18 protein-coding genes are annotated in these 19,800 nt (G+C 57.2%); 8 read left to right on the forward strand and 10 right to left on the reverse strand.

Annotation, left to right across the window (positions count from 1 at the left end; all coding sequences use genetic code 11):
• Positions 1–276 precede the first annotated feature (276 nt).
• Complete coding sequence (locus tag ENN40_02375) at positions 277–1,920, forward strand: phosphoenolpyruvate carboxykinase (ATP) (protein ID HDP94187.1); 1,644 nt, start codon at positions 277–279, stop codon at positions 1,918–1,920.
• Between the two features lie 22 nt (positions 1,921–1,942).
• Here the strand turns inward: ENN40_02375 and tsaD are convergent, their stop codons facing one another.
• A complete protein-coding gene (gene tsaD / locus ENN40_02380) occupies positions 1,943–2,980 on the reverse strand; it encodes a tRNA (adenosine(37)-N6)-threonylcarbamoyltransferase complex transferase subunit TsaD (protein ID HDP94188.1) in 1,038 nt (345 codons plus the stop codon).
• Between the two features lie 170 nt (positions 2,981–3,150).
• Between tsaD and ENN40_02385 the strand changes: the two genes are divergently transcribed.
• Positions 3,151–4,047: a hypothetical protein gene (locus ENN40_02385; GenBank protein ID HDP94189.1), complete on the forward strand. Its 897-nt coding sequence runs from the start codon at positions 3,151–3,153 to the stop codon at positions 4,045–4,047.
• 112 nt (positions 4,048–4,159) lie between these two features.
• Here ENN40_02385 and ENN40_02390 read toward each other — a convergent pair whose 3' ends face one another.
• Entirely contained in the window at positions 4,160–5,524 is a 1,365-nt protein-coding gene (locus ENN40_02390; GenBank protein HDP94190.1) for an MFS transporter, read from the reverse strand.
• Position 5,525: 1 nt separating this feature from the next.
• Entirely contained in the window at positions 5,526–6,287 is a 762-nt protein-coding gene (locus ENN40_02395) for a hypothetical protein (GenBank protein ID HDP94191.1), read from the reverse strand.
• A gap of 78 nt (positions 6,288–6,365) precedes the next feature.
• Between ENN40_02395 and ENN40_02400 the strand changes: the two genes are divergently transcribed.
• From ENN40_02400 to ENN40_02415, 4 genes are read left to right on the forward strand one after another with little or no spacing between them, the layout of a single operon-like run.
• A complete protein-coding gene (locus ENN40_02400; protein ID HDP94192.1) occupies positions 6,366–7,289 on the forward strand; it encodes an ABC transporter ATP-binding protein in 924 nt (307 codons plus the stop codon).
• Positions 7,279–8,130, forward strand: a complete 852-nt coding sequence (locus tag ENN40_02405; GenBank protein ID HDP94193.1) for a hypothetical protein — start codon at positions 7,279–7,281, stop codon at positions 8,128–8,130. Before ENN40_02400 ends, ENN40_02405 begins: the two co-directional genes overlap by 11 nt.
• A 1-nt stretch (position 8,131) precedes the next feature.
• Positions 8,132–9,061, forward strand: a complete 930-nt coding sequence (locus ENN40_02410) for an ABC transporter ATP-binding protein (GenBank protein ID HDP94194.1) — start codon at positions 8,132–8,134, stop codon at positions 9,059–9,061.
• Positions 9,061–9,849 carry a hypothetical protein gene (locus ENN40_02415; GenBank protein HDP94195.1) on the forward strand — a complete coding sequence of 263 codons (789 nt, stop codon included), beginning with the start codon at positions 9,061–9,063 and terminating at the stop codon, positions 9,847–9,849. Before ENN40_02410 ends, ENN40_02415 begins: the two co-directional genes overlap by 1 nt.
• A 278-nt stretch (positions 9,850–10,127) precedes the next feature.
• On the opposite strand, the gene ENN40_02420 is transcribed toward ENN40_02415, so the two are convergent.
• From ENN40_02420 to ENN40_02445, 6 genes are all read right to left on the reverse strand, one after another.
• On the reverse strand, positions 10,128–12,938 hold the full coding sequence (locus ENN40_02420; GenBank protein HDP94196.1) for a hypothetical protein: 2,811 nt from the start codon (positions 12,936–12,938) through the stop codon (positions 10,128–10,130).
• A 15-nt stretch (positions 12,939–12,953) separates the two neighbouring features.
• Entirely contained in the window at positions 12,954–13,889 is a 936-nt protein-coding gene (gene trxB, locus ENN40_02425) for a thioredoxin-disulfide reductase (GenBank protein HDP94197.1), read from the reverse strand.
• Positions 13,890–14,306: 417 nt separating this feature from the next.
• On the reverse strand, positions 14,307–14,879 hold the full coding sequence (locus ENN40_02430) for a hypothetical protein (GenBank protein HDP94198.1): 573 nt from the start codon (positions 14,877–14,879) through the stop codon (positions 14,307–14,309).
• On the reverse strand, positions 14,876–15,883 hold the full coding sequence (locus ENN40_02435; protein HDP94199.1) for a hypothetical protein: 1,008 nt from the start codon (positions 15,881–15,883) through the stop codon (positions 14,876–14,878). The genes ENN40_02430 and ENN40_02435 overlap by 4 nt, the downstream gene beginning before the upstream one ends.
• On the reverse strand, positions 15,880–16,602 hold the full coding sequence (locus ENN40_02440) for a zinc ribbon domain-containing protein (protein ID HDP94200.1): 723 nt from the start codon (positions 16,600–16,602) through the stop codon (positions 15,880–15,882). The genes ENN40_02435 and ENN40_02440 overlap by 4 nt, the downstream gene beginning before the upstream one ends.
• Positions 16,603–16,632: 30 nt before the next feature.
• Entirely contained in the window at positions 16,633–17,154 is a 522-nt protein-coding gene (locus ENN40_02445; GenBank protein HDP94201.1) for a hypothetical protein, read from the reverse strand.
• 104 nt (positions 17,155–17,258) lie between these two features.
• Here ENN40_02445 and ENN40_02450 point away from each other — a divergent pair, with 104 nt between their 5' ends.
• Positions 17,259–18,395: an alanine racemase gene (locus ENN40_02450; protein HDP94202.1), complete on the forward strand. Its 1,137-nt coding sequence runs from the start codon at positions 17,259–17,261 to the stop codon at positions 18,393–18,395.
• Here the strand turns inward: ENN40_02450 and ENN40_02455 are convergent.
• Entirely contained in the window at positions 18,371–18,793 is a 423-nt protein-coding gene (locus ENN40_02455; GenBank protein ID HDP94203.1) for a YjbQ family protein, read from the reverse strand. The two genes, ENN40_02450 and ENN40_02455, sit on opposite strands and share 25 nt — an antisense overlap.
• A gap of 64 nt (positions 18,794–18,857) precedes the next feature.
• Between ENN40_02455 and ENN40_02460 the strand changes: the two genes are divergently transcribed.
• Positions 18,858–19,799: a polyprenyl synthetase family protein gene (locus tag ENN40_02460; GenBank protein HDP94204.1), complete on the forward strand. Its 942-nt coding sequence runs from the start codon at positions 18,858–18,860 to the stop codon at positions 19,797–19,799.
• Position 19,800: the final 1 nt, after the last annotated feature.

Genomic DNA, 19,800 nt, shown 5'->3' on the forward strand with positions numbered 1-19,800 from the left:
TGCGGGAGTCTTTGGCTTCGGGTTCGAGCTGAGCGCTGTGTCCGGTGTGCTTTACTGCCAGTACCCGCAGACCCCGGGAACGGAACGCTTTTATGAGCTCAGTAATCAAGCGGGTTTTCCCCGCCCCGGACCATCCGGAAACGGCAAACACGATCATTGCAATCATGGTAATCTATCGCGCTTGCGCAGTCAACGCCCGGAGGAAATCGGCGGGATTCCTTGAAAAGCGGTAAGGCCGGGCCTATAATGGGAGATTCATCATCCAGGAGAAAAGTCATGAACGAAAGAGACCGCATCGACGCCGTGATTCGCCGGCACCCCGAAGTGTACGACAACCCTCCCAGGCAGGAAATGATCCGCCATTGCATCGATTACCGCGAGACCCTGGTCACGCGCAACGGCGCCCTGGCCCTGTGGACCCGTCCGGAATCCACCGGCCGCAGCCCCAAGGACACCTATATCGTGCGTGAACCGGGCACTTCAGCCGATATTGACTGGGACGCTCCCAACAACATCCCAATGGATCCCGGCACCCTGGACATGATCCTGGAGGACGCCCTGACCCTGCTGGCGGAAAAGCCACGCGTTTACGTGACCGACCGCGTGATCGGCGCGGACTCCGGTTATGCCCTGCCCGTGCATACCGTGGCCGACAACTCCGTGACTGCCCTGTTCACGGACAACATGTTCCGGCCCATCCCGCCGGACATCCATCGCAGCCGTCTCAACAACCGTCCCTTCACCCTGGTGGTGCTGCCCAACGACAAGCTGGACCCGGAACGCTACACCGGCCGGCTGCGTGAACTCTCAGACGGAGCAACCTCCAACATGGTGGTGGCAATGGATTTCTCTCGTGACCTGGGAGTGATCGTGGGCAGCGCCTACCTGGGAAGTGTCAAAAAATTGATGTTTACGGTGATGAACTACATGCTTCCCGGGATCGACGTGTTGCCCCTGCACACATCGGCCAACGAAGGCCCGGATGCGGAAATCGCCCTTTTCCTGGGCCTGAGCGGTACGGGCAAGACCACTCTGTCTGCGGACCCGGACCGCGCCCTGCTGGGTGATGACGAACACGGCTGGAGCGAACCGGGGATCTCGAATTTCGAGAACGGCTGCTATGCCAAGCTGATCAACCTGTCCGCGGAAAAAGAGCCGGAAATCCACCGCGCGGTCATGCACGACGCTCCCGCTCTTGAACACGGTGCCATACTGGAAAATGTCATGATGTATCCCGATGGAACAGTTGATCTCTATGATAACCGCCTGACGGAAAACTCCCGCGGCAGTTATCCCCTGACTTTTCTTTCCAACATCAAGACCTCTTCACAGGGAACCCACCCCTACCGCATCCTTTTTCTCACCGCGGACGCCAACGGGGTACTCCCCCCGGTGGCTCAACTTACTGAAGACCAGGCCATGTTGTGGTTCCTGATGGGTTATACCAGCAAGCTGGCGGGAACGGAAACCGGAATCAAGGAACCGGTTTCCACGTTTTCACGTTTTTTCGGCGCCCCCTTCATGCCCAGAAACCCAGATGTATACGCCGCCATGCTGGGCGAAAAACTCAAGGCCCATGGAACGCGGGTGTTTCTGGTCAACACCGGCTGGACCGGGGGGCCTTACGGCACGGGCAGTCGCATGGATATCACCGTTACCCGCCACATCATCCGCCAGGTGCTGGATGGCAACCTGGAGGGGTTGGAGTTCCGCGAAGATCCCCGTTTTCACATCCTGGTGCCCGTTACTTTCCCCGGTGTGGACCCCGCGGTACTGCATCCAGAGAATTCCTGGCGGGATCCCGAGGCGTTCAAACGCCGCGCGGACACCCTGGCAGCCGAATTCAGTGAACACTACGACAAGGCGTATGGTGAAAAACCGATCGCGGCGTCGATCCGCGCCTGTTGCCCCGGGAAATAAGGCATTGTGGGGGAGGTATCCCTCAGCGCGGACCGCGGCGACTGAAATCCGAGCGCGAATAGGCGTTGAGATATCCCGGAAAGTAATCCCTATCCGGAAAAGTGCTCCAGGTGTCATATCCCAGCCAGGCGATCATGGAAGCGTTGTCCGTGCAGTACTGTGGCTGGGGCAGGAAAAGGGGAATCTCTCTTTTGTGGAAGGCATTTTCCAGGCGGTTGCGCAACAGGGAGTTGCGGCTCACGCCACCGGAAACCACGATCCCGGCGGCCGGGTGTTGATCCGCCGCCTGCAGCAGTGATTCGACCAGGTAGTCCACCATCGATGACAGCAGGGAAGAGGTCAGGCCCGCCAGTTGCGGGTGGTCGGCGCGGATGCCGTGGCGCCGGACCAGGCGCAGGGCCGCGGCCTTGTACCCGGAAAAAGAGTAGTCGGCTGAACCATCACTCATACGGGGATGGGAAAACTCGAATTCCCGGTCGCGGCCGGGGTCGTACATGCGGTCCAGGAGCGGGCCGCCGGGATACCCCAGCCCCAGGTGGCGCGCCACCTTGTCCATCACTTCGCCCGCGGCATCGTCGCGGGTGCGGGCCAGCACCTCCAGGTCAAAACGCGATTCCAGGCGGAACAGGGTGGTGTGTCCCCCGGACACCACCAGGGCCAGGAGAGGGAATTCGATTTGCGGGTGAGTGATAAACGCGGCCTCGATGTGGGCGGCTATGTGGTCCACGCCCACCAGGGGGATGCCGGTCCGGTATGACAGGCCCTTGGCAAAAGAGAGGGCGATGAGCAACGAGCCGATCAGGCCGGGTCCCGTGGTCACGCTCAACAGCTCCACCTGTTGAAGGCCGATACCGGACTCTTCCAGTACCGCGGTGGTCAGCAGGTCGATGCTCTCGTAGTGGGTGCGCGAGGCGATTTCAGGCACCACACCGCCGAAGCGGGCATGCAGGTCCACCTGCGATTTGATCTTTTCACATACCACGCGGTCGTTGCCGTCGCCCCGCTCCACCAGGGCTACGGCGGTTTCATCGCACGAGGATTCAAAGCCCAGCACCAGCATGGGCCCATTCTACCCGACAAGGCCCGGCGAGGCAATCAGGAAACATGGCGAGAGGCGATCGGCAAGTGGCGATTGGCAGGGGAAACGAGGAGAGAGGAGGAAGGGGAAAGGACAATGACACTGGAATAAGGAATGTTGTCCATGTGGTTTCAATTCAGTAGAATGAGATCATGAAAAAGTGGTTGCGGGAGCGGGTCGAGGGGATTGACCGGGTTACCAAGATCCGGGCCGAGGCCTCGACGAGGGCGTTCTATCGCCTGGAATTCAAAAACGAAACCCGGGTGGCCATGGTGTATCCGGGCCCGGAACCGGATGCAATCGAACGCATCCAACATTTCACACACTTGTACCTAAACCACGGCATCCCGGTGCCGCGAATTTACGCGGTGCTGGAAGATCGCGCCCTGCTGCAACAAGACCTGGGCGACCAGCGGTTGCAGACCGTGTTTACCCGGGGGCGGATGGCGGAGCGGCGATACCGGCTCTCGCGCGTGGCGGACATACTGGAAAAGCTGGCGCGGATTCCCCCGGAGGTCACGCTCGCCACTCTGGATCCCGACCGCATGCACTGGGAAATGGATTTTTTTATCCAGCATTTTGCTTCCCGCCTGATGGGCCTGGCCGACAGCCGCCGCCTGCAGGCGCGGCTGGTGGGCCTGGTGGAAACCATCGACTTTGCGCCGGGGTTCGCCCACCGGGATTTTCATTGCCGCAACATGATGGTACACGACGGACGCATCGTGCTGGTCGATTTCCAGGATTCCCTGCGCGCCCCCCGCGCCTATGATGCGGTATCTTTTGCCTGGGACGCTTACATGAACCTGGGCAAACTAAGAAAGCTCTTCTTGACGGACCTGGAAAAGCGGGGCCTGTTACCCGGCATGGACCAGGTGTACCTGACCGCCCTGCAGCGCAATTTGAAGGCACTGGGCACCTTCGGCTTCCAGGTCCATTCCCGCGGCAATAAAAGCTATAACCGCTACGTGGCGCGCACATTGCGTCACGTGGCAACCAATCCCCTGGCCAGGGATATGCTGGAAGACAGCCTGCCGAAGTTGACTGGTTGAGATGTTTAAGGCGAATGGCCAGGGGCATGAACCTAAGTCGAAAGTCTAAAGTTGAAAGTCGAAAGAAAAAAACCGAGGCGACCAGCCGGTCGCCCCTACGCCTGCCCTCCTGTCACCTGATACCTGTCACCTTCTTTTCAACTTTCTTGATCCCCCCCGGCATCGCTTTCCAGATGCGGATCAACAATACCAGGCCGATGACGGCAAAGGGCAGGAGAAACCAGGGCCAGGCCGTCCAGTTGCGGCTGGTGATCCAGCCCAGGGAAAAGGACTGCACCGCGGTGCCCAGGTAGACAAACCCGTCGATGATCCCCACCGCGGTGGCCGCTCCCCTACGGCCGCCGAAATCCATGGTGGCGGTGCCGGACAACAGGCCGTGGGTGCCGATCACGCACACGGAAACGCAAAACACCAGTGCACCCAGCATCCAGCCCCCGGAGAGAGAGAAGGCCATGGCCACGATGAACAGCGTCATGGATGCGTATAGGAAACCCGCGGCCGGCGCGCGGCGGGATTGGAACACCTTGTCGCTCAGGATGCCCGCCAGGTTGCCGCCGATGATGCCGGCGATCATGAGCAGCAGTCCCCAGTTGTGAAGCATGAAATCCCACCCTTTCCCCACCAGCCCGGCGGCGACTTTTTCATTGGCCAGAATGGGGAACCAGTGCATCACGCCGTTGCGCAGCACCCCGGTGCAAAATTCGATACCCGCCACGGTAAGGATAACCGGGTGGGTAAGGATGCGGCGCAAAAGCCGGCGAGTGGGGATGCGGATGTTCAGGTCTTCTCCCGATGACTCGTCTCCGGTGTCGAAATCCGCGAACCCGGCCCGGGAAGGTTGATCGCGCAGCAGGAACGTCTCTACCGCGAAAAGCAGGAAAAGCAGAACGGCGGGAGAGAAAAAGACCCACCAGGTGGCGTCGCCCCCGGCGTGGCCCTGGCCCGACACCAGGGGGGATTCCAGGATGCGCTGGGATACGTCGAAGGCGAGAAAGATTCCCGAAGAGATCATGATGCCGAAAATCCCGGAAAAGGTTCCCCTTTCCTTTACGTGGAACCAGTGGGCGTTCACCTTGACGATGGATACTGCGCCGTAGCTTTGAAAGTACATGTTCAGCGCGTAGAGCAGGGAAAAGACAAGTCGCAACGGGGCTCCGGAAGGGTCCTCCATGCCCATGACCCGCCACAGGTAGAAACCCATGGCCAGGTTGGCGCCCCCGGCGCCGAAAGCGGCGATGAGAATGCCGCGCTTGCCGCCGATGCGGTCCACGAGCGGGCCGTTGATCAGAAACGATACGGCGTAGACCGCGGCGCCGATACCAAAAATCCAACCGAAGTCCACTTTGGTCATCAAAGTGCCCAAAGCGTTCTTGGAAACCGTGAGGTTGTAGCGTCCCATGTAGAGGAGGGCGTAAGTCAGTCCCATGGGAAACCAGTTCCAGAAGCGGCGGGTGCGGAATCCCCTGGCGTGGATCATGTCAGCGCTCCGCAGCCAGTTGGTGAATCCGCTTCATTACTTCTTCCAGGTGGGGGGCGATCTTGGCGGGATCGTCGGTTTTTTCCGGCATGTTGCGGAACACGCCGAAGGATACCCGTTGTTCTTTGCATTGGAGGAAGCCGCTGTCACCGCTGCCGGCGAAAGCGGTCCAGTCCGACTCTTTGTAGAGTTTTTGCAGTTTGAGGTCTTCCAGGCCGTGTTCGAGAATGGAATCGGGTCGATCCGGATTGTAGCGGCGCCGGTTCTTGCGCAGCGATTCTTCCCAGGTAACATCAATGTAGAGCGTAACCGCGCGTTCCAGAACGGTTTCAGACAAGTGAGAATAGGCCTCGCGAAATCCGCCGTGTTCACTTCCCCGGGCGAACTCGATAAAAACGGTGCCGCCGCGCTCATGAAACCCTGGATCGTCCCGGATCAATCGTTCATACCGCAGACACAGTTTGCGGATCAGAAAGTTCCAATACCATGGTTCGCGGAAAGTGTGACCGGCATGGCGCCGGCCCCGGTACTCAAAGGTCCGTTCCGTGAGGAGCCTGGGGTGACCCATGGCCTCCATCAGGTCGTCGTCTTCGAACTGTTCCCAGAGGATGGGGAAATCGTCCAATTCGCGGAATTCTCCGATATGAAAACGTCGCATGCGTTCCGCCGGCGGCACTGAACGCAGAAAATCGATGATTTCCGACTTTCCCGCTGCCGGGCGTCCGTTAAGGATAACGATATCAAATGTGTGATCCTGAGCCACGATTGCCTCCTGACGGCATATTATACCCGGGCTTTGGTTTGAAGGGAACCAAAGACGGTGATCTTCGTATGATTACACATGAGCGAAACCATCATCCAGCTAGAGGGGATCCATTTCTGTTACAACGGTTTCCGGGCCATTGACGACGTGAGCCTGGCAATCAATTCGGGCGTATACGGTTTACTGGGGCCCAATGGCGCCGGCAAAACCACGCTGATGAAAATCATTCTGGGCCACTTGCAGCCGGCGCGGGGAAAAGGTCGCATCCTGGGGACCGACATGGACACCGGGCTGACCGAAGTACGCCGTCGCATCGGCTATATGCCGGAGAGTCACTGCCTGATTCCCGGTATGGACGCGGTTACGTTGACCAGCTATATGGGAGAACTCTCCGGTATGCCCAGGCAGGAGGCCATCAAGCGAGCCCACGAAGTGCTCTATTATGTGGGCCTTGAGGAGTCACGGTACCGCTTGGCCGACACCTACTCTTCGGGAATGAAGCAACGCCTCAAACTCGCCCTGGCCCTGGTTCACGATCCGGAACTGATGATTCTGGATGAACCCACGTCGGGCATGGACCCAGGAGGAAGAGAGGAGATGCTGCAGTTGATCGTGGATATCGTGGCCAAGGGGCGTATGAACATGATCATCTCTTCCCACATCCTGGCGGATATCGAAAAAACCTGCGCCCGCGTCTTGATCATGAATCACGGTCGCATTGTCTCCGAGCAGCAAACCCTGGATTTCGCCGGCCGGGAGACCAGCACCTTTGAGGTTGGTATCCAGGGTGAGTCCCGCCTCTTTCTGGAACGCCTACCCGGTATCCAGGCGGAAACGGATCGCCGCGGTTTGCTTCGGCTTCATTTGCCTCCGGATTTCCCCCCCATGAACCTGTTTCGCTGTGCCCTGGACGCCGGTGTTCAGATCCGGCACTTCCGGCCCAGCCGACTGACCCTGGAGGATGCCTTTGTGACCGCAATAGGAGAATCCCATGCCCGTTAAAGAAAGAGGCTATCACGGTTGGGAGGGGTCATTGGCACCGCGGCGATTCCCCTGGTTCCCCATCAGCGTTCATGGAATCCGCCAGGTCAAAGAGAAAAAACGCGCCAAGTTGCTTTTCTTTTTTTCCGCCTTTCCCTTTTTGTTTTTCCTGATCGCCGTGTACGTCGCCAGCAAGCCGGAATTGCGTTTTCTGGATGAGATCACCCGCTTTATCAATGACGACTCCCGCTTTTTCGACCTCTTTTTCACTCGCAGCGGATTGATGTTCGTGCTGTTTCTGCTCAGCGTTTATGCCGGGTCGGACCTGATTTCGGCTGACTTGAAATTCAACTCCATCCAGCTCTACCTGTCCCGGCCCCTCAAACGGCTCGATTACCTGGTGGGCAAACTGGCGGTTGTAATGTTCTACCTGCTGATGTTCTCACTGGTTCCGGCATTGCTGCTGGTTGTGGCCAAGTTGCTGTTCAGCGGCACGTGGAGCATCGGTCTTTCCACGCTTGGGGCTATCCTGGTGTACCCGTTCCTGGCTTCCCTGGCCCTGGCATCCCTCGTGTTGTTGTTTTCCTCATTCAGTCCGAATACCCGGCTTGTGATTGTGGGATACGTGGGCTTTTTCTTTTTTGCCAATATGCTGGCGGGAATTCTGTCCGGAGTGGTGTTCAAACACTCGGCCCTGGGCTTGTTGTCACCGGAACGTACCATGCGCCACTTGTCCGCATTGCTCTTTGGTACAAAACCCGCGATGGCTGTGCCGTTGTGGGTGGCGCCTTTACTGGTTGTCATGGTCAGCCTGTTGGCCCTGACATGGACGCTATTGCGTATCCGCAGGGTGGAGGTCTGACATGGCACCCGTAATAGAGGCGGAAACCCTGTCGAAGTGGTATGGAAATATTCTCGGGGTTTCCGACATCAGCCTGCGCCTGATGCCGGGAGTCCATGGCCTGTTGGGTCCCAATGGAGCGGGGAAAACCACGTTTCTGCGTTTGGCAACCGGACAGCTGAAACCCAACCGCGGTCGTATCCGCATTTTCGGCGAGCCGGTATTCAACAACCCCGGATTGTTTCAGCGCGTGGGTTTCTGTCCCGAAAACGACGCTTATTATCGTGGTGTGAGTGGCGGGGATTACCTCGCCTTCCTGGCCCGCTTGCATGGAGCCTCAATGGAAAAGGCACGGGACCAGGCCCGGGAGGCGCTGCATCAGGTCGGGCTGGAAGAGGTGGCCGATAAAGCCGTTTCCGCATACAGCCTGGGCATGCGCCAGCGCCTGAAAGTGAGTGCGGCCGTTCTCCACGATCCGCAACTGGTGATCCTGGACGAACCCCTGAAGGGAGTGGACCCGTTGTGGCGGGCGCGTATCACGGACCTAATCCGTGATTTTGCGTCCCGGGGCCGCACGGTCATTGTTTCTTCTCATGTTCTGCCCGAGATCGAGGCCATGACCAACAACATCGTGTTGATTCACCAGGGCGAAATTCTGGCCGAGGGGGATATCCAGGAGATCCGCGGGCTGTTGGATTCGCACCCCCACATGATCTCCGTGCGGACCCCTCAATTCCGACTTATCGCGGAATGGTTTGTAGAAGATCACCACGTGCTCACGATCCGTTTTGACAACGCCCGGCAGAAGGTGGTGTTCAAGACCGATAACCGTGACCATTTCTTTGGGCGCTTGAACCGGTTTGTGGTTGAAAACAACCTGGAAATAGAGGAAATCACCTCGCCTGACGATAACCTTCAGGCGGTATTCAACTACCTGGTAGGGAGAAAGTAATGGCTGCCCTGTATTCAACCGCAGTGGTGTTTGGGTTCTTTTTCCGCCTCAGCCTGCACAACCGCCGCACCTGGCTGCTCCTGGGCGCGGCTTTTATTCCGGTACTGGTGTTGCTGGTGGCTCGAGCAGTCACCATGGGCGGTACGGGAACAGCAATCGGTCCTGTCCTTTTCAACCAGATGGCGGTCCCTTTTCTGTTCACTCTGTATATCCCCCTGATGGGATTGCTTGGCGGCAGTTCCTGCGTCGGCGACGAGATCGATCAGCAAACCCTGGTTTTCCTGACCACCCGTCCAGTGAAAAAAAGCGCCGTTTTGATCGGGAAAGCGGGGGTGCAGACAGTGATTTCCCTGGTCATCGTTTTCCCCGCTTTGGCGATCAGTTTCGCTCTGGGTTTCGGCATGTATCTGCTGAGCAGTGAAGGGCTTGCGCGTTTGGGCGGTTACCTGCTTGCGGGAATCTTGGCTACTCTTGCCTATACCGGCCTTTTTGTCATGCTGGGAACGCTGCTGAAGAAGCCGGTGATCGCGGGAATTATCTACATTTTCGGTTGGGAGTATGTGGTTCAGTTCATTCCCGGCTCCACCCAGCATCTGACCATCAGCCATTACGTAAAATCCCTGTTGCCCTACAAGGCGGGTGGGGAGGGGTTTCTCATGTTTCAGTTGGAACCTTCCCCGGATCTGCAAGCCGTTATCGTGCTGTTGCTTCTATCGGCTGTTTTTCTGGTTCTTGCCGCCCGGGTATTCAGCCGCAGGGAGTACGTGCTGTCGGAACCGAGGATATGAATAAAGTTGAAAAGAAGGTGACAGGTATCAGGTAACAGGAGACAGGAAATTCGCCACTCGCCATTAAAACAACTTGGGGGCGTCTGTTTTTCATCACAGAACCCGAAAATTTCTTCATCACAAACGCCGAAGTCGTTCTCATCACAAGCACTCGTGAGTTGCCATCACAAGAATGATGCCGGAGTAATTAAACAAAAGAAGGTGACAGGTATCACTCGAGCGTAGCGAAAAATTTTTCGCCCTATTTTTCCACCCTCAACTCTCTCAACTTCTTTTTTCTAGAAAGACTCTCCAATACGGAAATAGATGGTTGGGTTGTCGGGCAGGGAATGATTTGCCGCCATTCCCAGGCCGATTTCCACGGATCCTCCCAGGTACAGGAGCATTCCCAGTTCCACGCCCCAGGTGACCGTCGGGCTGAAGTGCAGGCGTTGGGTCCACATGTTGCCGATATCGCAGAAAAGCGCCATGTACAATCGCTCGAAACTGGGGCCCACGGGCAGTGCCCGTTCAATCTTGAGCAATTGCAGCCGTGTCTCAAGGTTAAACTGCCATCCCCCGAATCCAGAGGAATAACCCGCGGGGAAACCCCTCATCAGGGAAAACAAACGCCCTTCCACCAATCCGGCCCGGCCCGGTGTCCCGGCCCCTCCCATGTAGAATACACGGGGCGCTTCGCCCCAGGAGTGGGCCACGGCCAGTCGCATCGCCAGCACATTGGGATGGCGCAGGGTGATGTAGCGCCTCCAGTCCAGCGCCAGCGATCGCACCGCGGACGATCCATTCAGTGTGAGGTCCCACGATGTCATCAAGACAAACCGTCCACCATCCGTGCGTGTAAACGCATCGTAATAACGCTGGTCTGAGTCGCAGATCAGAGTCAGTGAAAAACCATTGAGTTTCACGGTTTCAGCCGGATCATGTAGGAAACTGCGGTCTTGAATGCGGTTGACGTGGATCCCCACGGCCAGGTCCCAGCGGTATTGGCGCCGCACCTTCAGCGGGAATTGGGCCTCCAGGTTCAGAAAGGCATTGGTCTGGATGAAATCACCGCGGATCCGGTTCTCCAACACCTGGTGTTCACGTCGCCAGGTCAGGGTGATGCGGGGAAAGAAATCCCCCAGCATCAGGCGCAGGTCCGTGTTCCAGCGTTGGGTTCTCAGGCCGTAAAGCGCCCGCGCCATGTAGTCATAATGTCCGGGTAGATCCCGGCCGCTGATTCGGGCACCGATCTGGAGCTCTTTTTCCACGTAACTTGCGTCCGGAGACACAAATCGGGGGGCCAAATCCCGCCATTTGTTGTAGGGACGGCCAGGGGTGGCCGATTCCGGCCGGGGCCGGGGTTGCGCGGAAAGCCAATCGGCCGGGATGTCCGTCCACTCGGATTCGTTAATGGAAACCACGGCCAGGTCTTCTCCCCCTGCGTTTAAAAAAATCGTCAGCAGGCTGTCGTTGTTGGCGACGGCCAGGTAACGGATCTCGGGAGAGTGCAGTCCCTTCATTGTGCGTACGTTTCGGCGGGAAAGGTTGGCGATGGCGATGGTGCTTTTTTTCTGGCTTGAAAGCACGAAGGCCAGGCGGTTGTTGTCCAGCCAGCGGGGAACGCTGCAACGCTTCTCCGGTACGTGGATAATAAACTCCAATTCTCCGGCCGGAGTGAACAGGGCGATGCTCCAATTCCTTTCGCGCTGTTTCAGGGCCACGGCCACTTTATTCCCGTCCGGTGAAATCCGCGGGTGCGCCAGGCCGACGTAGTTGGCGGAAAGCATGACGGGTTCAGACAGGGGGGCGTCCAAGCGCGCCAGGCGGAAACGGTCGCGATCCCGGGAGACGCAGATGAGGCCTGAACCAATGGGAAAGGGATGGGGATGAAAAAGGCTCTTTCCCCGGCTCCAGCGGCGGCATTCACCGCTGTCCGGCGAACAGCTGTAGATGTCTGAGATCCAACGAAATGAACGAAACACTTCCGGGGCGGAAAAAACCAACTCCCGGCTTTGGTTATCGTAAGCCAGGCTGGAGATCCCCCAGCGTCGCAGCAACCAGCCCGGTCTGCCGCTTCGTCGGTTTAGGATGCGGATACCGGGCCGGGAACGGTAGTTGTCGGATACCCACACCAGTCTATTGTCGTCCAGGACCTCCGGGTGCTGTTTGATCCAGCCGTCGCGGGTCAGCAGCCGCAGCGGGACATCACTGTTTTCGCCTTGGCCGGCCGCCAGACCGAATTGCCGCCACAATTTCCTCAGGCGCAGGTGGTACATATGCTTGAAACGCAGGGATATGCCCAGTGAAAGGGGAACGCGGCTGAGGTGGGTCACCAAATTCTGCAGCGACTCCTGACCGTAACGATGCGCCAGGAAACGGAGAAACTCCGCTCCGTACATGAGCTTGGTGACCGGCCCCGGCCAGCGGGATGGGGATCCCCTGAGGGAAAGAAAGTGTTGAAAATCTCCTTCTGCTGCGATGTGTTGAAACATCTGCCGGTAATCCGGGGTGTTCAGGCGTCCGGAAGGGCAGATCAGGGATTCACTGAAAACGGCGAGGCCCTGGTGCAGCCATGAGGGGTACTGCATCATGGGGAAGGTGAACGGCAGGGGGCCGATCACTCGCCTGAGCTGCCTGAAAAAACCCGAAGACATATGCAGGAGCAGGAGCCGTGTGAGCTCGTGTGCCAGTACTTTATCCAGCCAGGGCTCCCTGCCTCCGCTGAGGCGGGAATCCGGGGAAGGCGGCGCCATATCGATGCGGATGGCTGGAAAGGGGAAGAGGGTGATGGAGCCTCCAGCCACATCGGAATCAGGCGCCAATAACAGGCGGACCTTAGACTCGATGGTTACATTCCACAATTCGACAAGCAGGTTGTATTGCCGCAGCGCGGTCTGCGCGATTTCATTGGCCTGATTTTCATATCCTTTAGGAAACACCACGACGAAGCGCGGGTTTTGAATTTCTTTCCACTCGATTGAGGGAGCCAGGCGATCCTGCGCGAATGCGGCAAAAGAAAAGAAAATCAGTAAGCTGAATAAGATGAGTTTCTTGACTTGAAATCGGTGGAACCCGCTTTTGAATTCAGCGTCATCTGTGGACTTCACGGCAGGCGCTTGGAATCAGTCTTCCAATGCCTCCAGGTAATGTTCGGCATCCAGGGCGGCCATGCAACCACTTCCCGCCGCGGTGATGGCCTGGCGGTAGTGGGGATCCTGCACATCTCCACATGCAAACACGCCGGGAATACTGGTGCGTGTCTGGTTCTTTTTTTCCGCGGCTGTAATGATATACCCTTGGGGATCCAGCTCCAGTTGGCCTTCGAACAAGCCGGTATTGGGTGTGTGACCGATGGCCGCAAACACACCGTCCAGCGGCATTTCCCGGCTCTCGCCGCTGCGCTTGTTGAGCAGCCGGATTCCAGAGACCCTGTCTTCTCCGAGAATCTCTTCCACCACTGAATCCATGATGAAGTGGATCTTGTCGTTGCGCCGGGCTCGTTCCACCATGTAGTGAGATGCCCGCAACTCATTTCTGCGGTGAATAATATGAACTTCGCTGGCGAAGCGGGTCAGGAACAAGGCTTCTTCCATGGCGCTGTCGCCGCCGCCCACTACGGCCACTTTGCGGTCTTTGAAAAAGAAGCCGTCGCAGGTGGCACAAGCGCTGACCCCGCGTCCCATGAGGCGCTTTTCACTATCCAATCCCAACAAATTGGCTCTTGCCCCGGTTGAGATAATCAGCACCGGAGAACGGAATTCCTCTTCTTCTATCCAAATCCGCTGGTCTCCCGCGGACAGTTCCACCCTGGTTACATCAATTGTGCGCAATTCGGCGCCAAAGCGTTCGGCCTGGGCCCGTGAATTGGCCACCAGGTCGGGCCCGGTGATGCCTTCCGTGAATCCCGGAAAGTTCTCTACTTCAGTGGTGATCATGAGTTGGCCACCCGCCTGGTAACCTTCAAAGACAAGCGGTTTTAATCCCGCGCGGGCCGTGTAGATGGCGGCCGTAAGGCCGGCAGGTCCGGAACCGACAATAATGACTTGACGCTTTTCCATGGTGGTTTCTCCAGCCAAAATGTTGGCACGGGGCTTAACGGTAACCCGGCTCGATTCTAGGAAAACCTCCGGGAAAAGTCAACCGCACGCGGAACCGGAAGCAACTGTTTCATGCCACCTTTCTATCAACTGGCTCTTGTGATGAGAAATTACGAGCCTTTGCGATAAGGCGCAAAGCGCCCTGGTGATGAGGGAACGCTGGGCCTGTGATGAAAAAACAGAAAGCTCTATAGAAGGTAGGAGAACTCAGGAGTATCTGTAGAAGGATCTCCTGGGCGCAACAGTAGGGGTTTTAGGGAGAACTTGTAGAACGCAGAAAGTAGAAAAATACATTCTTCGTTATTCCTTAAATCGGGAATCCTTGTCTCCTGCCACCTGATACCAGTCACCTTCTTTTCAACTCTCCAACTCTATTGATTAAATCATGGCCCCGATCGGATAAGACCAGCCCAGTATTGAGTCTATGAATTCTTTTTCCGCTTCGTAAAAAGGAACCCACACCAGCCGGGTCGAGTGAATGGTGATGCCTGTCACTCGTCGTCGCCGTGCCGCTTCTTTTTTGACGGCGTAAATTTCGGGGTAGATCGCGGTATGGGCTTCGCCCCGGTCAGCGGGGAAGAACGCGAGTTTCCGGCAACGCTCTGTGCTGGGGACCACATTGCGATTGGTGTAATACAAACCGATATCACCGAAATAGCTGATGTTCTTGATAAAAAAGGCCGGAACCCAGAAACGGCCGTCGATTTCATCCGGGTTTTGTTTTTTTTCCGCAAGCGCCTGGTATCGGGCACGGAAAAGCCAGAAAGCAAAGTATCGTGGGGTCTCCAAGCGTTGAATCACTGGCGCCGCACATTCGAAATCGAATTCTTGTTCACGTCCACGACTCAGGTCAACACCGATGCGACAGCTTCGGCAGAAAAAGATCCAACTGTTGTTATCTCCTTCCAGATCCGCCCGGCAACGGGGACATTTCAGGCTCAAGAGTTTCATGGTTCCTTGCTTTCCCCGGATTCTCCCGTCAGGGAATTGACAAAGCGGCGGCTGAACTTCAGCAAGGCGCCTTCCCGGTAGCTGATGGTTCGCGTGGATGTAAAATTTCCCGAGATACTGATCTCCTCGCGGAAAGCGAACAGGCGCCACAGATAGGGGAACAATACGGCCCAGGTCAGGGCCGCACCGGCCACCAGGATCCCGGCTGTCAGCAGGAAAAAAATACCCGAGCGAATGCGGCCGACCATTTCGACGGCAACCCGGATCGTTCGGCCCAGCAGCAAGGCCAGGGAAAATGAGCCCAGCAGTGACAGTGATAGTTTGCGGCGGTGGTTGCGCAGACCGTTGACAAGTATCATGGTCCCGTCCACAGCGGAGCAATAGCTGTGAAACATGATGCCCCGGTAACTGTATACGATCTCCCACACGGGCAGATAAACCAGGCGCAGATGGTTTTCAATCGTATCCCGGAGGTCCGGCATCGCATTTGTGGATTTAATGATTGGGGTGGGCGTTGCGGGCAACACCACGCCCCGGCGGCGCATTTCCAGGGGACGAAATGGTACTTGGCGGGCTTTGAGCATGGCGGCCTCCACGATGCTGCGATCCAATACGTCCAGAAACAGGGCGGACAAATCATTGGCCGGTTCAAGGTACTCAAAAGAAACCATCGAGAAAGCGTCTTGGCCGGTGGGTTCCAACGCGGCGGCAGCCCAACCCGCCTTGATGCCCCGCACTTCGCTGAAGGGAATATAAAAAAGGGTGGCCCGCTCAAAAAAAGTGCCCTTGCGGAAACCCGGTTCAATACGGGGATCCCGTAACGCGGTCAGCACCGCTATCCGGGCCTGGTCGGCAGTCAGCTCACTGGCCAGCACAACCGCGGGAGGCTGGTCATGGTCGAGGAAATATGGGTTGCGGCAGTATGCACAGCGGCAGATGCGTTGACCGTCAACAACCGGAAGCGGCCCGCCGCAATGGCTGCAGTTGATTAAAGAGACAGTCATCGGTAGAGTCGGTTCTCAATCCACGGCAGGCTGATCTGGTTGGCCAGCAGAAAGAGAAGCGCGTTCAGGGAAAGCAGCACCCAGGGGGTGTCCACGACAATATCGAACGCCAGGACCACCAGAAAAATACCCGCGAACAAGCGAAACAAACGGGACGCACGCGGGTTCGGTTCCCGGGGGATGGAAGGGCCGTAGACGCTGCCGGAAACCGCGTTGCACAGAAAATAATATTCTTTTTTTCTGTGGGTTACGGGGATTCGATAAAAGGGAATGTAGAGCAGGCGTCGTTCGGCACTTTCCCCGGGCTGGGTATCCACCGCCAGAATAACACTTCCCGGCGGCTGTTGATCAGGAAGAAAAACCTGCCGGGTTGCGGCGGGTTTGTTGAGGGAAATCTCCGGGAACGTGGCGCATGCCCGTTGCAATTGCGAGTTGCTGTTCACTTCCCAGAAAGGAATGTACAGGCATTCCGCTTGGCCCAGCGCAATGCCTCTGTCAAGTGTCAGTTCCGCCAGGTGCCGGCGCACATGCAGTGGGGATTCCTTTTCCGGGATCGTGGGATGATAAGTGGCCACCGGCATTAAGGTGTCCAGGTCCAGGAACAGTGAACTGCCGCAATGGGTACAGGCGATAAAGCAATCCAGCTGGCGTGGACTTAAAGGGGCTCCACATTGGGGGCAACTGAACGTGGATGCACCGGGCGGGGTTTCCCGTGTCATGGACCCGGAGTAGTGCGCCTGTACCTCGATTCAATCATTTTTGGATTCCTCGTTGAGGTCCGATTCAGCTCCACGTTTTTTTCGCTCCCGGATCCGTTGCAGGAGCCGGTCCAATGTATCCAGCAGCAACAAGACATCATTGCGTTCAGGAACGGGACCGGGCAACTGCGCGATCCGGTCCATGAAAGCACTCAGGCATTCCAGGTATTCACAGTCTTCGCGGTGCCATTCAGCCAGAAGACCGGGGGCAACCACGGTAGTGCCGTCCAGGGTTTCCGGGGGGGGCTCCAGTGCTTCCTGAAGTTGTTGCAGTGTGGAAAGCATGTGTTCGAAGTCGGACAGGAGGTCCAGGCGTTTTTCCTTGGCGGCGGAACTCACGAGTTGTTTTACCCGGGAAATGACGTCGGCTGCAAGTTGATCCAGGTAACGGCGGAAGCGTTCATCTTCCCGCAAACGCTTTTCCGGGTATTCATAGCCTTGAAAGCCGTTGATGTGTTGCTGAATCCGCTCCAGCCAGGGGGTTTGTGTACGGGTTTGCTGTGATTCGTTCAAACTTCCACTCCGGCGCTATTATAGGAGAGGCGGAATGGAAATGCAATCGTCTCCTAAGTTGATCCCCCGCGGACAGGCATGCTATATTCGCCGATGGAGGCAGGATGCTGATCACCCGACCCACCCTGATGGTAAATCCCCAGGTGGCCCGCCGCAACATCCGGGCCATGATGGAAAAATTCAGTCGCCTGAAAGTCCGTTTGCGGCCCCATTTCAAGACCCATCAATCCCTGGAGGTGGGGAGGTGGTTCAAAAAAGAGGGAGTCCGGGCCATTACCGTTTCTTCCGTTGAGATGGCGGCCCGTTTTATCGCGGATGGTTGGCGTGATGTGTTGATCGCTCTGCCCATGAATCCAAATGAGATACCGGTGATCAATACCTGGCCGGATGACCTTGTGCTTCATTTGCTGGTGGATCATGTCGCCGCGGTTGACCGTGCTGCCGGTCTGTTGAAACGCCCGGTGGAAATGTGGCTGAAGATCGACACCGGGGCCCGTCGCTGCGGGCTGGTTCCAGGGGAAAGCAAGGCAGTCATGGACCTAATCCGTCGCATCGAACGTCAACCCCGTATGCGCCTGCGCGGTTTGCTCACCCATGCCGGCCATACCTATGCGGCCGGCAAACCCTCGGGCATCCGCCGATGTCACCGGGACAGCCTGGCCCAAATGGTTGCCGTGAAAAAATGGATCCGTGATGCCGGCGGGCCGGAACTAGAGATATCTATCGGGGATACTCCCGCGTGCAGCGTATGCAATGGGTTTCTTGGAGTCAGCGAGGTGCGTTGTGGAAATTTCGTGTTTTACGATATTATGCAATACCGCTTGGGAAGTTGCCGCTTACGGGATGTCGCGGTACGCCTGATCTGTCCGGTAATCGGCAGTTATCCGCAACGGGGCGAAGTGGTGGTTCACGGCGGAAAGGTGCATCTTTCCGCGGAGAACATCAGCGGTGATGACGGCAAACCGTTTTATGGGCTGGTGGCTGCCTGCCATGCGGACGATCCCTGGCCGGCACCGTTTCCCCGGGCCAGTGTGCGCTCGCTGAGTCAGGAACATGGAGTCGTGTACCTGGGGGGCAAACGCGCCGCCCGTTTTCTACCCGGAGACCTTCTGGCGGTTGTGCCGGTTCATTCCTGCCTGACGGCGGACCTGTCCACACATATGATCGACCCGCGGGGGAGACTTGTCGAATCCACCCTTCCCGGCGGATCCGATTGTCACTGTGTTTCGCCCAGGAATTGAACCAGCAGTCGTCGACTTCTGGAGCGATTGTCGAATTCCAGGAAGACGATCTGTTGCCAGGTACCCAACACCAGTTTTCCGTCTACTACCGGAACCGTCAGGGAAGGTCCCAACAGGGTGGCGCGCAGGTGAGAGTGCCCGTTGCCGTCGCCCCAGGTCTTGTTGTGCTGATAATCCAGCTCTTCGGGGATCAGCTTTTGCATGAGTTCAGGGAAATCGCTTTGCAGACCCGGTTCGTATTCAATTGTGGAGAGGGCCCCAGTGGAGCCGATGACAAAGATCAGAACCATGCCCTCGCACATTCCGCTCTGGTCCAGCGCTTCCTCTACACGGGTCGTGATGTCCACCATGCGGTGATGCGTATCGGTCTGAAATTGAATCTGGATATGTTTCACCATGTCCGAATTATAAGCCGGGTTGTACGGGTTTACAACAATCATTACCCGGTGCTAGAATGTGCGGATGGATTTGGCAGATATCCAGGCCCCCATTCGCGCCCAATTGACATCCATTCACCGGATCATCGAAAACAAATTCATCGATCCCGTGCCAACGGTTCAGCGGATCCTGAAAGAATTCCCGGTATACCAGGGCAAACTCATTCGTCCCACGCTCATGTTCCTGCTGGCCGGGGTCAGAGGCTGCACCGATCCCCAATTGCCTCGTATCGCCGCGGAGATGGAGATGCTGCACCTGTCCAGCCTGATTCACGATGATGTGATGGACCACTCCACCATGCGGCGGGGACGCCGTTCCCTGAACATGGACGAGGGCAACCAGATGTCGATTTTATGGGGGGATTACCTTTTTGTCAACGCTTTCCGCGGTCTTAACGCCACCGGGCGCATTGTGGCCGTAGGCGTGGCCATGGATGTGGCCGCCCGCATGATTGAGGGCCAGATGCTGGAGTTGGATCACCAGCATGACCTGGATACGAGTCTTGATGCGTACACGGAGATCATCTCCATGAAGACCGGTTCACTGTTTGCCGGTATCGCCCGAATCGCCGCCTCTTTAGAGGCTCCGCTCCCCGCGGATGCCGAGGCGTATGCCGATTTTGGAAACTCCCTGGGGATGCTGTTCCAGATCCGGGACGATCTGATCGACATTATTTCACCGGAATCAGGAAAGGACCGCTACCGGGACCTGCAGGAAGGGAAAATTACTTTGCCGGTGATCCTCCTGTTGCGAAAGCAGGGAAGGCAGGTGCGGAAACTGCTCCGGGAGCGGAATTATGCCGCTATCGGAGATCTAATGCGCCGTTCGGGAGTGCATCGAGAAGTAGAAAACCGGATTGAATTTTTGTCCACGAGTTGCCGTAATTTCATTAGTCAATTTCCTGCTTCTCCTTTCCGCGAGTCCCTGCTGGGCATGGTCGCCTTTATGGGAGTGCGCAATTATTGAC

The organism is Candidatus Aminicenantes bacterium (genome assembly GCA_011049425.1).
Classification (GTDB): domain Bacteria; phylum Acidobacteriota; class Aminicenantia; order UBA2199; family UBA2199; genus UBA876.

Excerpts from the sequence above, each read along its gene's own strand:
- ENN40_02435 (HDP94199.1), bottom strand. The coding sequence starts at position 15,883 with ATGACTGTCTCTTTAATCAACTGCAGCCATTGCGGCGGGCCGCTTCCG.
- trxB (HDP94197.1), bottom strand. The coding sequence starts at position 13,889 with ATGGAAAAGCGTCAAGTCATTATTGTCGGTTCCGGACCTGCCGGCCTT.
- ENN40_02440 (HDP94200.1), bottom strand. The coding sequence starts at position 16,602 with ATGACACGGGAAACCCCGCCCGGTGCATCCACGTTCAGTTGCCCCCAA.
- ENN40_02450 (HDP94202.1), top strand. The coding sequence starts at position 17,259 with ATGCTGATCACCCGACCCACCCTGATGGTAAATCCCCAGGTGGCCCGC.
- ENN40_02390 (HDP94190.1), bottom strand. The coding sequence starts at position 5,524 with ATGATCCACGCCAGGGGATTCCGCACCCGCCGCTTCTGGAACTGGTTT.
- ENN40_02415 (HDP94195.1), top strand. The coding sequence starts at position 9,061 with ATGGCTGCCCTGTATTCAACCGCAGTGGTGTTTGGGTTCTTTTTCCGC.
- tsaD (HDP94188.1), bottom strand. The coding sequence starts at position 2,980 with ATGCTGGTGCTGGGCTTTGAATCCTCGTGCGATGAAACCGCCGTAGCC.
- ENN40_02405 (HDP94193.1), top strand. The coding sequence starts at position 7,279 with ATGCCCGTTAAAGAAAGAGGCTATCACGGTTGGGAGGGGTCATTGGCA.
- ENN40_02460 (HDP94204.1), top strand. The coding sequence starts at position 18,858 with ATGGATTTGGCAGATATCCAGGCCCCCATTCGCGCCCAATTGACATCC.
- ENN40_02455 (HDP94203.1), bottom strand. The coding sequence starts at position 18,793 with ATGGTGAAACATATCCAGATTCAATTTCAGACCGATACGCATCACCGC.
- ENN40_02430 (HDP94198.1), bottom strand. The coding sequence starts at position 14,879 with ATGAAACTCTTGAGCCTGAAATGTCCCCGTTGCCGGGCGGATCTGGAA.
- ENN40_02410 (HDP94194.1), top strand. The coding sequence starts at position 8,132 with ATGGCACCCGTAATAGAGGCGGAAACCCTGTCGAAGTGGTATGGAAAT.
- ENN40_02385 (HDP94189.1), top strand. The coding sequence starts at position 3,151 with ATGAAAAAGTGGTTGCGGGAGCGGGTCGAGGGGATTGACCGGGTTACC.
- ENN40_02400 (HDP94192.1), top strand. The coding sequence starts at position 6,366 with ATGAGCGAAACCATCATCCAGCTAGAGGGGATCCATTTCTGTTACAAC.
- ENN40_02375 (HDP94187.1), top strand. The coding sequence starts at position 277 with ATGAACGAAAGAGACCGCATCGACGCCGTGATTCGCCGGCACCCCGAA.